The following is a 12,712-nucleotide window of genomic DNA, read 5'->3' on the forward strand; positions in this document are numbered from 1 at the left end:
CCTCCTCGGCGCCGGCGGCCTTGGGTCACACGTAAGGGAGCCGCACCAGCGCCGCCAGCGCGCTGCGGGGGCGACCCTGCACGGCCGCGGCCCGGCCGTATCCCGGCTGCGGGCCGGATGCACTGCCGGCTCGGTCCGTACGCCGTGGTGCGGCGCGCAGGCAACCACCGCGGCGAGGAGGGGCCGTGCAGGGTCGCCCCCGCAGGGGATCGGCGGCGAGATACGGCGACAGAAGTAGGTGGGCGCCCCGCCGACCCCGAGGAGGTGAGTCCGGAGGGGCCCCGACCGTACCCACCGGGCGGAGCCGTCAGACGATGCCGCGGACCACGCCCAGCTCCACCAGGTCCTGAGGGCGCAGCCGCAGCTGCTCGGCGGTGTGCGGGGCGTCCTGCGGGGGGCGTTTCAGGATCGCGGCGGCCAGCTCCGGGGCGATCACCGAGAAGTAACTGTCCCGCGTGGCCCACGTGTTGTCCGGCGCCGCCAGGGCCAGCGCCCCGCCCGAGCCGCCTTCGCCGATCAGGAGCGTGGTGACCGGGACGCGCGCCGCCGCCACGGCCGTGAACGCGTCCGCGATCGCCGCGCCCGCGCCCGCCCGCTCCGCCTCCGCGTCGTTCGCCGCGCCGGGCGTGTCGACGAGCGTCAGGACCGGGACGCCCAGCCGGTCGGCGAGCCGGATCACGCGGGCGGCCGTGCGGTAACCGGCCGGGCGGGTCGCCGTGCCGCACTGCGCGACGTACGCCACCGCCCGCCCGTCGGCGCGGAGCCCGATACCGCACAGCATGCCCGGGTCCGTACCGCCGCAGCGGTCGCCGGCCAGGGGCAGCCGGTCCGTGAAGTACGCGTTCAGGTACGCCTCGGCGCGGGGGCGGCCGGGGTCACGGGCCTGGCGGACCGCGTCCCAGCCGCTCGCGGGGAGCGGCCCAGACGACAGGGCGGCGGGTGGCGGCGCCTGCGCGGCGGGGCTCGTCAGCGCGGTCACCCAGCGCGTGACCGTCCCGCGCAGCTCCTCGGGGCGTACGACCGCGTCGACGTGCCCGGCCGCCAGCTGGCCCTCGGCCGTGTACGCGGCCGGGTCCGCGTCCGCGGGCCGTACCCGCGATCCGGCGAACCCGACCTGCGCCCCCGGCAGCGCCAGGATCACGTCGGCGCCCGCCCCCACCGTCGCCCAGCCGCCGCCGGTGGCCGGGTCGCGCAGCACCGTGAGGTGCGGCAGGCCCGCCTCCCGCAGCAGCACCGACTCGCGCGCCACCCGCTGGAGCTGGGTCAGCGCGACCATGCCCTCCTGCATCCGGCTGCCGCCCGTCGCGACGAGGGAGAGCAGCGGGACGCGCTCCTCGCGGGCCAGGCGGTACGCGGCCTCCAGCCGGTCGCCGGCCCGCTCGCCGAGCGAGCCGCCGAGGAACCCGAACTCGAAGGCGAGTACCGCGCACGAGCGGTCGCCGACGCGGGCCGTGCCGTACACGACCGACTCGGCCTCGCCCGTCCGCTCGGCCGCGCGGGCGCGGGACGCGTCGTAACCCTCCCAGGCCAGGGGGCCGTCGGGCGCGCAGGCGCGGTCGGGCGGCGCGTGGTCCTCGAACGCGTCGGTGAGGAGACCGATGGCCGCGCGGGCGGAGAGGCGCTCAGCCATGGAGGGACCTCTTCATGATCTTGCCCATGTCGTTGCGGGGCAGGACGTCGAGGTACCGGACGGTCCGGGGCCGCTTGTGCGGGGCGAGCTGTGCCGCCACGTGGTCGGCCAGCTCCGCCTCCGAGGGTGGCGCGGTGGGGTCGGCGGGGACGACCCACGCCACGATCCGCTCGCCGAGGTCCGGGTCGGGTTCACCGGTGACGGCGGCCTCGCGCACCCCGGGGTGGTCGAGCAGCGCGTTCTCGATCTCGCCTGCGCCGATCTTGTAGCCGCCGCTCTTGATCAGGTCGGTCGCCCGGCGGCCCACGATCCGCACCGACCCGTCCCCGGCCCGTACCGCCATGTCGCCGGTGCGGAACCAGGTCCCGTCGAACGCGGCGGCGGTGGCGTCCGGCCGGTTGAGGTACCCGGTGAACAAATTGGGGCCGCGCACCTGGATCTCGCCCACCGTCTCCCCGTCGTACGCGGCGATCTCCGTCCCATCCTCCTCGTCCACCAGCCGCAGTTCCACGCCGGGCAGCGGCACGCCGACCGAACCGGTGCGCGGCTCCACGTCGTCGGCCCGGACGCTGGTGTTCATCAGCGTCTCGGTCATGCCGTACCGCTCGATCACCCGCCGCCCCGTCAGCGCGGCGATCCGCTCGTGGTCGTGGAGGGGAAGCGCCGCCGAGCCGGAGACCAGCAGCCGCGCGCCCGCGAGGGCCTTCGCCAGCTGCGGGTCGTCGTCCAGGGCTTCGGCGATGCGGTGGTACATGGTCGGTACCCCGAACAGCATCGTCCCGCCGGCCGCCAGCTCGCGCGCCACCCCGCCGGTCGTGAACCTGCCCAGGTGGCGCACCGATCCGCCGTGCCGCAGCGGGCCGAGCACGCCCAGGATCAGCCCGTGGACGTGGAAGAGCGGCAGGGCGTGCACGAGGACGTCGGCCGAGGTCCACGCCCAGGCGTCCGCCAGGGCGTCGAGCGTCGAGGCGACGGCGCGGCGGGGGAGGACGGCGCCCTTGGGCGGGCCGGTGGTGCCGGACGTGTAGACGATGAGGGCCGGCGCCTCGGGGTCGTCCGGCTCGGCGGGCGGCCGCCCCACGGGGGCGGACTCGGCGGAGTCGACGGTGACGTCCAGCCGGTCCAGGCCGCTCAGCGCGTGCGGCAGTCCGTCCTCCGGCGAGGCGAGGACCAGGGCGGGGCGGCTGTCGGTGACGATGTGGGTGAGCTCCCGTTCGCCCGTCCTCGGGTTGAGCGGCACGGCCGGTACGCCCGCGAGCAGTGCCGCGACCACGGCGACCGAGGTCTCCAGGGTGGGCGTGGCCCAGACGGCGACCCGTTCCGCCCCGTCCAGCCGGACGGCCAACGAGCGTGCTGCGGCGCGGAGTTCGCCGTACGTCAGGGAACGGTCCGCGAATCGCAGCGCGGGCCGTCCGGCTCCGGCGTCCGGGGCGTCCAGGGCCGGAAAGAGCGAACTCACTCGGGGTCCTCCTCGTGTCGCCGCCGCAGGGATCGCGGTCACAGGGCCCCACCATTCTCCCCGCCGGCGGACGGTCGAAGCCGGTGCCACGTGTGCTGTTCGCCGCAGTTCCGGCGCCCCTCGTGCCGGGTACGAGCGGGGCTCGAGCGGCGCCGCCCGGGAGCCCTCCGCCGGCCGGACTACGTCGGGGGCGGCGGTGCGGCGGGGGAGCCAGGGCCGCCGTCGAGGGCGTCCCGGGGGCCCACTTCACGCGGGGACCGCCATGTCACCGTCGCGCCGCCGGCGCCGTCGTCCGTGACCGTGAGGCGGATGCCGGGGCGGCCGTCCGGCAGGGTGGCCGTGGCGTCGACCTCCACGTCCACGGCCGTCAGGCCCTCGCGGCGGTGGGCGGCCACCAGGGCGCCGCGCAGGGCGGTGAGCAGCCGGTCGGCGACCGGGTCGGTGACCAGGGCGTCCACCGCGCCGGTGAAGTGCACGGACGGCCGGAAGCCCAGGAGGACCGCCGCGCCGCCGGTCTCGCGCAGCACCCGGCCGCGGAGGGACCGGGGCGCGTCGACCGGCGGCTGCTGGAGCGCGAAGATGGCGGTGCGCACCTCCTGGATGGTGGAGTCCAGCTCGTCCACCGCCCGGTCCAGCAGGTCCGCCGCGGCGCCGGACGCCCGCCGCCGCGTGGCCTCCAGCATCATCTCCGTGGCGAACAGCCGCTGTACGACGAGGTCGTGCAGGTCGCGGGCGATCCGGTCGCGGTCCTCGTACACCGCGAGCCGCTCCCGGTCGGCCTGCGCGTCCGCCAGGACGAGCGCGAGCGCGGCCTGTGAGGCGAACTGGGAGGCCAGCAGCCGCTCGACCGCCGTGTACGGGAGCCCGCCGCGCCGCCGCGGCAGGGCGAGGGTGCCGATCAGCTTCCCGCCGCTCTGCAGCGGCAGCATCATCGAGGGCCCGAACCGGGTCCGCACCGGTGTCGTCATCCGGGGGTCGGTGGCCGAGTCGTCGATGAACACCGGCTCGCCGCCGAGCAGTTGTTCCAGTACGGGCGAGCCGGGGGCGATCGTCGTGCCGAGCAGGTCGTCCGGGTCGTGGGGCGTCGAGGCGGCGACGATCTCCATTCCGCCCTCGCCGGTGGGCTGGAGGACCACGCCCGCCGCCGCGCCCGCGAGCAGCCGGGCCCGCTCGGCGACGGTCACCAGCGCGTCGGCCGCCGCCCCGCCGGTGAGCAGCGCCGTCGTCACGGCCGCCGCGCCCTCGATCCACCGCTCGCGCTGCCGGGCCGTCTCGTACAGCCGGGCGTTGCCGATCGCGATGCCCGCCTGCGAGGCGAGGACGCGCAGCGTGGCCAGGTCCTCGCCGGTGAACGGTCCGCCGCGCTTCCCGGTCAGGTGGAGCCGGCCGAACACCTCGGTGTGGACACGGACCGGTACGGCGAGGTCGTGTTCGTCACCGCGGTCGCTCCGGTCGTCGTTCCCGGCCGTGCCGGTCGTGTACCGGTCGGTGGGGCGGCCCTGCTCGGGGTCGAGGACGACGAGGGAGGCGGTCCGGGCGTCCGTCAGCGCGGCGGCGTGCTCCACGAGGTGCTGGAGGGTGGCGCGCAGCTCGAGGTCGGTACCGACGTCCAGTACCGCCCCGAGCAGCGCGGGCAGCCCTCTTCCGGTCACTCGGCCTCGGCGAGCGGGTTGAGCGTGAGGGGCTCGATACGGCCCTCCAGCATGGCGCCGAGCCCCAGGACGGCGCAGACGTCGGGGCGCTCGGCGATGTGCACGGGCATCCCGGTGGCGTTGCGCAGCATCTGGTCGAGGCCGGGCAGCAGCGCGCTGCCGCCGACCATCATGATGCCGCGGTCGACGAGGTCGGCGACCAGGTCGGGCGGGCAGTCGCGCAGCACCTTCCCGATGCCGTCGAGCACGGCCGTCAGCGGGGTGTGCAGCGCCTGGCGTACGGCGGCGGTGTCGACGAGCACGGAACGCGCCAGGCCGGTCGCCACGTCCCGCCCGTGGATCTCGGTGGACGCCGGGCCGTGCGGGGTGAGGCCGTTTCCGTGCAGGGCGAGCTGGAGGGGGCGTACGGACTGGCTGGGCAGCATCAGTTCGTGCTGGTGGCGCAGGTACTGGATGACGGCGTGGTCGATGGCGTTGCCGCCGACCGGGATGCGCTCGGCGGTGACGATCGCGCCGAGCGACAGCACGGCGACCTGCGTGGTGGCCGCCCCGCACACCAGGATCATGGTCGCGGTGGGCTGCTCCACCGGCAGGCCGCAGCCCACGGCCGCCGCGATGAGCGTGTCGACCAGCTCGACGCGGCGTGCGCCGAGCCCGACGAGCGTCTCGATCGTGGCGCGCTGGGCGAGCGGGTCGCTGTCGTGCGGGGTGCAGGCGGCGGCGCGCAGCATCGGCTTGCGGCGCAGCTGGCGGCGGAGCTTCTCGCCGAGGAGGTGCCGCAGCATGCGCTGGGCCATGTCGATGTCGACGACGCTTCCGCCGGAGACGGGCCGTACGACGCGGATGTAGTCGGGGGTGCGGCCGGTCATCTTCTCGGCGAACTCGCCGACGGCGATCAGCGCGCCGGTGCGGGTGTTGACGGCGGCGACACTCGGCTCGTCGACGACGAGCCCGACGCCCTTGACGAAGACCCGGGTCCTGGCGGCCCCCAGGTCGACGGCGACATGGCAGCGGCGCAACTGCTCGAGACTGACGGTCACGGTGCGGATCCTCCCAGGAGCGGTACGTCCTCGCATCGTGCGTTCGCGGGGCGCGGGACGCGCGCCGGGGGAGCTGACGGGGTGACAGACGGCGGCCGGAAGGGGGAAGCGGCGGTGGTGCCGCGCGCGGTTCGGGAGCGGGGCGGTGGCCGGAGCGGTGGGCGGGGTGGCGCCCCGGGCGCTACAGGAGCCGTTGCAGCAGTCCCCAGGTGAACTCGGCCGTGCACGGCTCCCCGCCGCCCGGGGGTGTGAACGCGAGCCGCCACCGTGTGGGCGCGGTGCCCTCCAGGGGGCGGGCCGGCGGGAAGGCGCGGGCCACCTCGTCGACGGTGCAGGTCCAGGGGCGCAGGTCGGCGACCGTGCGCAGCTCGGGGCCGGCCGCGCCGGGTGCCCGGACGAGCCACTCGTTCCACACAGGGCCGCCGCCGGGTGCGGCCAGCACCTCGAAACGGAGGCCGGGCCAGAGCGGTACGGGCCACAGCAGCGCGTCGCACTCCAGGTCCCCGACGGTGCGGCGGGTGCGGGACTCGGGCTCGCCGAGGACGGAGCGGTAGCGGGCGAGCGCGCCCCGTGACCGGGGGGAGCGGGTCATGGCCTGCCACCGGCGGTTGGCCTCCCTCATGTCGGCGATGGACGCGCCCAGCTCCCGGCGGGCGTCCTCGACCAGGCCGGGCTGATGGTCCGCCATGCGGCGCAGCAGGACGAGCTGGAAGTCCGGCGGACCAAAGGGGGCGGAGGGGGTACCGGTGCCTTTCATGGCGACATCCTGCCCGTTTCGCATCAATCGAGCGGGCGCGCCGGGCGATGCCCGTTTCCACACAGGATCCTCACAGGCGCGGGTACCTGAGGTGCGCCGGCGCCGCATAATCTGCGGGCGCCATGGATTACTGCCATCAGTGTCAGAGGCACCTCAACGGCGCCCTGGCCTGTGCCGGGTGCGGTACGCCGGTCGAGGACCTCCGGCACGACGATCCCCAGATGACCGCGGCGGAGCACGTCTACGAGCTGGACCGGGACGAGCGGCATCCGCCCGCGGCGCCCCGTCGTGCGCGGGGCGAGGCGCCCGGCCGGGGGGCGCGTCGTGCCCGGCCCGCCGCCCGGCGGTCGCGTCCCGTGGGCCGCCGGGCCCGCAAGCGGCGTGGGCGCACCCTCCTGGTCGGGCTGGGCGCGCTGATCCTGGCGGCCGGCCTGTTGAGCCTGGCCGAGCTGGCGATGGAGCACCCCGGCGAGGACGGTGCCGCCACCGCCGTACGGCAGGACGACCGGGCGGCGCCGGAGCCGTTGCCCGACGGGCCGGACGGCTCCGAGCTGCCGGACGGCCCGAGTCCGGTGGGCGAACCGGTAACGGCGACCTCGTCGACGGGCGAGCCCGGGGACGGCGACGCGGGCGACGGGACCGGCGAGTCCGGTGCCCCGTCGAGCGCGCCGGGCGCGTCGGCCTCCGCCCCCGGTGGCGAGGCGGGCACCGGCCCGTCGGCGCCGGGGCGGTCCGGCGACCCCGAGGAGTCGGGTGCGCCCGAGGTCCCGGAGCAGGAGGACCCCGCCCCGGCGGACCCGCCGCCCGCCGAACCGGACGAACCGGACAGCCCCGACACCCCCGAGGACCCCGCCCCCGAGGATCCGCCCCCGGCCGACCCACCCCCCGCGGACCCCACCCCGACCCCTACGCCGACCGAGTCCTGCGACTGGTTCCTCTGGTGGTGCGTCTAGCCCCCACGCCTGGGGCGGCCCCGCGCCTGGGGCGGAGGCCACGGCCGAGGCGTCCGCCCTGGTCGGGCGGTGTTCGCGGAGGGTCCGGCGTGCACGCCGCGCTCGGTGGGTATGTCGGCCCCGGTGTGCACGCCAGGTCCGGTGCGTGCGCCGGCCCGCGGTACGTACGCCTTGGTCGGCGCGTACGCGCGAGGTCCGGCGCGCACGCCGCGCTCGGTGGGTGCGCCGCCCTCGGCACGCACGCCGTGACGTGAGGCCCACCGCGCCCGGCGGCGCGGCCGCCCGGCCCACCCCCGCTACGAGCCGCCGTCCTCGCGCAGCATGCGGCGCAGCAGGTCGCGGAGTGAGGTGCGCTCTTCTTCGGACAGGGCGGCCAGGGGTTCGCGGGCGAAGTCGAGGGCGTCCCGCAGGCGGCGGGCGGTGGCGCGGCCCTCGTCCGTGGCGGCGGCGATCTTCACGCGGCGGTCCGCCGGGTCCGGGCGGCGTTCCACCAGGCCGCGGGCCTCCAGCCGGTCGACGATGCCCGTCACGTTGGACGGCTCGCACCGCAGCGACCGTGCGATGCGGCGCATCGGCGTGGGTTCCAGGGCGAGCAGCCCGAGGACGCGGGCCTGCGCGCCGGTCAGGGAGTGCTGCGCGGCGGCCTGCTCGTACTCCTCGTGGTAGCGGGCCACCACCGTGCCGATGAGGTCGACCACCTCGAGGGTGAGCGGGTCTGTGCGTCTGCTGGACATGGATCCAGGGTACCCGTTTACTTGACAACCTGAAATATTCAGGAGCATGGTTGTTTCAGGTCATGAAACAAACACCTCGTGAAACAAGCACGGCGTGAAGCACCACCAGGAGGCACGCACCATGTCCGCTCTTCCCGCGTCCGGTCGCGAATGGCACCTCGTCGCCCGCCCGCACGGCTGGCCCAAGCCCGAGGACTTCGCCCTCCGCGAGGCTCCCGTCGCGGAGCCGGCCGAGGGCCGGATCCTCGTCCGCAACCTGCACTTCTCGGTCGACCCGTACATGCGCGGCCGCATGAACGACGTGAAGTCGTACGTACCGCCGTTCCAGCTCGACCAGCCCATGGAGGGCGGCGCCGTCGGTGAGGTCGTCGCGTCCAGCGCGGAGGGCTTCGCGGTCGGCGACCACGTGCTGCACGGCCTCGGCTGGCGCGAGTACGCCGACGTGAACGCCAAGCACGCGACCAAGGTCGACGCCTCCCTGGCGCCCCTCTCCGCGTACCTCGGCGTCCTCGGCATGACCGGCCTCACCGCCTACGCGGGCCTGTTCGACGTCGCGTCGTTCAAGGAGGGCGACGTCGTCTTCGTCTCCGGCGCGGCCGGCGCCGTCGGCAGCCAGGTCGGCCAGATGGCGAAGCTCAAGGGTGCCTCGCGGGTCATCGGCTCGGCCGGCTCCGACGAGAAGGTCAAGCTCCTCACCGAGGAGTACGGCTTCGACGCCGCCTTCAACTACAAGAACGGCCCCGTCGCCGCCCAGCTCAAGGAAGCCGCCCCCGACGGCATCGACGTCTACTTCGACAACGTCGGCGGCGAGCACCTGGAGGCGGCGATCAGCTCCTTCAACGTGCACGGCCGCGCCACCATCTGCGGCATGATCGCGCAGTACAACAGCACCGAGCCGACCCCCGCGCCGCGCAACCTCGCCCTGGTCATCGGCAAGCGGCTGCGCCTCCAGGGCATGCTGGTCAACGACCACGCCGCGCTCCAGCCGGCGTTCGTCGAGGAGGTCGCCGGCTGGCTGGCCTCGGGCGAGCTGAAGTACCGGGAGACCGTCGTCGAGGGCATGGAGAACGGCGTCGAGGCGTTCCTCGGCATGCTGCGCGGCGAGAACACCGGAAAGATGATCGTTTCGCTCACCCGATAGGCTCACCTCCAGTCCGCCGCGATCGTGGGCGCGAGTCGCGGCGCATCACAGGAGGAAAGCTCTTACATGTCGATCCAGCAGTCCGACGTCCTGTACACCGCCGTCGCCACCGCCGAGAACGGGCGTGACGGCCGCGTCGCCACCAACGACGGCAAGCTCGACGTCGTCGTGAACCCGCCCAAGGAGATGGGCGGCTCCGGCGAGGGCACCAACCCCGAGCAGCTGTTCGCCGCCGGGTACAGCGCCTGCTTCCAGGGCGCGCTCGGTGTCGTCGCCCGCCAGGAGGGCGCCGACATCTCCGGCTCGACGGTCACCGCCGAGGTCGGCATCGGCAAGAACGCCGACGGCTTCGGGATCATCGTCAAGATCTCCGCGAAGATCCCGAACGTCAGCGCCGCCACCGCCAAGGAACTCATCGAGAAGGCCCACCAGGTCTGCCCGTACTCCAAGGCCACCCGCGGCAACATCACGGTCGACCTCGACGTCGCCTGATCCACGCGCCCGGACGGATCCTGACGGGTTCGTCCACACGCGCGCCGGAGGGCCGCACCCCACCCGGGGTGCGGCCCTCCGCCGTACCGGAGGCCGGGAACCCCTACCGCGCCCGCGCCGCCGTGTGCACGACCCTGACCAGGCGGGCGTTCTCCTCCGCCGCCCCGCCGGGGAAGGGGAACCGGCGGCGGGTGTACCCGTACGCCAGGCCCGCCCGCGGGTCCGCGAACGCCTGCGAGCCCCCCGCCCCGCTGTGGCCGAACGAGCCGGCGCCCAGGAACGGGTACAGCAGGGCGGGATTGATGAAGCCCAGCCCGTACGACCGGCGGGCCCCCGCCACCAGGTCGTGGCCCACCGAGTGGAGCTGCGCGAACCGCGCTGCCGTGTCCGCGTCCAGCAGCGGGGGCCGCCCGGCCGTCCCGCTGATCGCCGCCGCGTACATCCCGGCCAGCCCGCGCGCCGACGCCACCCCGCCGACCGACGCCGGCCCCTTGGCGCGCACCAGGCGCGAGTTGGGCACCGTCTCGATGTCGGTCGGCTGCGCACCGTTGCGGTTGTAGGCGATCGACAGCAGCGTGCCCGGCACGTCCGGCACCGGCGCCGCGTCCAGCTCGGCCCGCTGCTCCGGCGTCGGGTCCATCGGCAGGACCGGGCGGAAGCGCGGCTCGTGCTCCTCCGGCAGCCCCAGGTGGAAGTCCAGCCCGTACGGGGCGCGCACCCGCTCCTCGAACAGGTCCTGCAGCGTGCGCCCGGTCGCCCGGAACACCACCTCGCCGGTCAGAGCCCCGATCACGTACGCGTGGTAGCCGAAGGCCGCGCCGGGGCGCCAGTACGGCCGCTGGCCGGCCAGCCTCTCGGCGATCACCCGGTCGTCGGCCAGCTCCTCGAAGGTGAAGCCGCCGTCCGCGCCGACCAGACCCGCACGGTGGGCGAGCAGGTCGCGCAGCGTCACGGCCTCCTTGCCGGCCGCCGCGAACTCCGGCCAGTAGTGCGCCACCTCCCGGTCCAGGTCCAGCGTCCCGTCCTGGACGAGCAGCGCCACCACCAGGTGCGCGGCACCCTTGGTGGAGGAGTAGACCCCGTGCAGCGTGTCGCCGTCCGTGTCCGGGCCGGCCCACAGGTCGACGACCTTCCGCCCCTGCACGTACGCGCACAGCTGCCCGGAATAGTCCGGCCTCTCCTCCCGTACGACGGCGGTGAACTCCTCCCGCACCGCCTCGAACCCCTCGGCTACGGTCCCCCGGACCGCCCGCTCACCCGACATTCCCGCTCCCTCGCCCCGGTGGCCGTCACTGCGGCCGTGACTGTGGCCATGACGTGGCCGTCACAGATGATCAAGTGGTCCGCCGCCCCGTGAAATTCCTGGCCCGGGCCCCGATAGGGTGAGGCCATGCGTGATCTCGGGGTGGGTTTCGGCTATCTGTTGAAGGGTCAGCGCTGGGTCGGCCGGCACGGCCGGTGGCTGGGGTTCGGACTGCTGCCCGGACTGGTCACCCTGGTGCTGTACGCCGCGGCGCTGATCGGCCTGGCGTACGGCGCGGACGACCTGATCGGCTGGGCGACCCCCTTCGCCGACGACTGGACCTCGCCCTGGCAGGGCGTCTTCCGCGGCTTCCTGACGGCGCTGCTCTACGCCTTCGGGCTGTTCCTGGCCGTCGTCACCTTCACCGCCGTGACGCTCCTGGTCGGCCAGCCGTTCTACGAGTCGCTGTCCGAGGAGGTCGACCGCTCCGAGGGCGGTGACGTGCCCGAGTCGGGACTGCCGCTCTGGCGCGAGCTGTGGATCTCCACCCGGGACAGCCTGCGCGTCCTCCTGCGCGTCGCCCTGTACGGCGTCCTGCTCTTCGCGCTCGGTTTCATCCCCGTCGTCGGCCAGACCGTCGTCCCCGTGCTCGGCTTCTGCGTCTCCGGATTCTTCCTGGCCGAGGAGCTCACCTCGGTGGCGCTCCAGCGGCGCCGGGTCGAGTTCAAGGAGCGGCTGGCGATGCTGCGCGGCCGCCGGATGCTCACCCTGGGCTTCGGTGTCCCCCTGACCCTCGCCTTCCTGGTGCCGTTCGTCGCGGTGTTCCTGATGCCGGGCGCCGTCGCCGGAGCGACGCTGCTGGTCCGGGACCTGGAGGGCCGGGAGGAGACGGCGGCGGCCACGGAGGACGACCAGGACCGGCGCGGCGCCCCGCATGCCTGAGCTGCTCGCGGTCGCGGTCATCACCGTCCTCGCGGTGATCAGCCCCGGCGCCGACTTCGCCATGGTGGTGCGCAACAGCTACCTCTACGGCCGTACGACCGGCCTCTTCGCCGCCACCGGCGTCGCGGCGGGCGTCCTCGTCCACGTCACGTACACGATGCTGGGCGTAGGCCTGCTGATCGCCGCCAACACCGCGCTGTTCACCGCGATCAAGCTGCTGGGCGCCGCCTACCTCGTCTACATCGGTGCGCGGACGTTCTTCTCCCGCGCGGAGGTGACGGTCGACCTGGAGTCGAAGCCCGCCCTGTCGCGGTGGGGCGCGCTGCGCACCGGCTTCCTGACCAACGTACTGAACCCCAAGACCACGCTGTTCGTGGTGTCCACCTTCACCCAGGTCGTCGGCCCGGACACGGCCCGCTGGCAGCAGGCCTCGTACGGCCTGTTCATGTCCGTCGCCCATCTGGCCTGGTTCGGTCTGGTGGCGCTCTTCTTCTCGCACTCACGGCTGCGGACGTCCATGCTGCGCGCCCAGAAAGCCCTCAACCGCGCCATCGGCGCCACACTGGTGGGGCTGGGGATCACCCTGGGTGTGGCGTGACGACCGCCCGCCGCGACCGCCTGGGCTGAATCCGGCCGTCTACCGCCCCGACGCCATCCCGTCAGGAAATG

Annotated in this window: 12 protein-coding genes; 5 read left to right on the forward strand and 7 right to left on the reverse strand. The window is 74.6% G+C overall.

Annotation, left to right across the window (positions count from 1 at the left end):
* Positions 1-307: 307 nt before the first annotated feature.
* From EIZ62_RS22715 to EIZ62_RS22735, 5 genes are all read right to left on the reverse strand, one after another.
* Entirely contained in the window at positions 308-1,630 is a 1,323-nt protein-coding gene (locus EIZ62_RS22715) for a carboxyl transferase domain-containing protein (protein WP_156694537.1), read from the reverse strand.
* Positions 1,623-3,089, reverse strand: a complete 1,467-nt coding sequence (locus EIZ62_RS22720) for an acyl-CoA synthetase (RefSeq protein ID WP_156694538.1) — start codon at positions 3,087-3,089, stop codon at positions 1,623-1,625. The genes EIZ62_RS22715 and EIZ62_RS22720 overlap by 8 nt, the downstream gene beginning before the upstream one ends.
* Positions 3,090-3,268: 179 nt before the next feature.
* The gene (locus tag EIZ62_RS22725; protein WP_156694539.1) at positions 3,269-4,741 is read right to left on the reverse strand and encodes a GAF domain-containing sensor histidine kinase; all 1,473 of its coding nucleotides are present in this window, start codon (positions 4,739-4,741) and stop codon (positions 3,269-3,271) included.
* The gene (mreB, locus tag EIZ62_RS22730) at positions 4,738-5,781 is read right to left on the reverse strand and encodes a rod shape-determining protein (protein WP_156694540.1); all 1,044 of its coding nucleotides are present in this window, start codon (positions 5,779-5,781) and stop codon (positions 4,738-4,740) included. The genes EIZ62_RS22725 and mreB overlap by 4 nt, the downstream gene beginning before the upstream one ends.
* Positions 5,782-5,962: 181 nt before the next feature.
* Positions 5,963-6,538, reverse strand: coding sequence for a hypothetical protein (locus tag EIZ62_RS22735; RefSeq protein ID WP_156694541.1), 576 nt, complete (start codon positions 6,536-6,538; stop codon positions 5,963-5,965).
* Between the two features lie 122 nt (positions 6,539-6,660).
* Between EIZ62_RS22735 and EIZ62_RS22740 the strand changes: the two genes are divergently transcribed.
* Entirely contained in the window at positions 6,661-7,491 is an 831-nt protein-coding gene (locus tag EIZ62_RS22740; RefSeq protein WP_156694542.1) for an SCO2400 family protein, read from the forward strand.
* Between the two features lie 296 nt (positions 7,492-7,787).
* Here EIZ62_RS22740 and EIZ62_RS22745 read toward each other — a convergent pair whose 3' ends face one another.
* Entirely contained in the window at positions 7,788-8,225 is a 438-nt protein-coding gene (locus EIZ62_RS22745) for a MarR family winged helix-turn-helix transcriptional regulator (RefSeq protein WP_156694543.1), read from the reverse strand.
* A 121-nt stretch (positions 8,226-8,346) separates the two neighbouring features.
* On the opposite strand from EIZ62_RS22745, the gene EIZ62_RS22750 reads away from it, so the two are divergent.
* Together EIZ62_RS22750 and EIZ62_RS22755 are read left to right on the forward strand one after the other, a co-directional pair.
* Positions 8,347-9,366, forward strand: coding sequence for an NADP-dependent oxidoreductase (locus EIZ62_RS22750; protein WP_156694544.1), 1,020 nt, complete (start codon positions 8,347-8,349; stop codon positions 9,364-9,366).
* A 66-nt stretch (positions 9,367-9,432) separates the two neighbouring features.
* Complete coding sequence (locus EIZ62_RS22755) at positions 9,433-9,858, forward strand: organic hydroperoxide resistance protein (protein ID WP_064071150.1); 426 nt, start codon at positions 9,433-9,435, stop codon at positions 9,856-9,858.
* Between the two features lie 103 nt (positions 9,859-9,961).
* On the opposite strand, the gene EIZ62_RS22760 is transcribed toward EIZ62_RS22755, so the two are convergent.
* Positions 9,962-11,122, reverse strand: a complete 1,161-nt coding sequence (locus EIZ62_RS22760; protein ID WP_156694545.1) for a serine hydrolase domain-containing protein — start codon at positions 11,120-11,122, stop codon at positions 9,962-9,964.
* Between the two features lie 126 nt (positions 11,123-11,248).
* Here EIZ62_RS22760 and EIZ62_RS22765 point away from each other — a divergent pair, with 126 nt between their 5' ends.
* A complete protein-coding gene (locus EIZ62_RS22765) occupies positions 11,249-12,043 on the forward strand; it encodes an EI24 domain-containing protein (RefSeq protein WP_156694546.1) in 795 nt (264 codons plus the stop codon).
* Positions 12,036-12,641 carry a LysE family transporter gene (locus EIZ62_RS22770; RefSeq protein ID WP_156694547.1) on the forward strand — a complete coding sequence of 202 codons (606 nt, stop codon included), beginning with the start codon at positions 12,036-12,038 and terminating at the stop codon, positions 12,639-12,641. Before EIZ62_RS22765 ends, EIZ62_RS22770 begins: the two co-directional genes overlap by 8 nt.
* Positions 12,642-12,712: the final 71 nt, after the last annotated feature.

It is taken from the genome of Streptomyces ficellus, assembly GCF_009739905.1.
Taxonomy (GTDB): Bacteria; Actinomycetota; Actinomycetes; order Streptomycetales; family Streptomycetaceae; genus Streptomyces; species Streptomyces ficellus_A.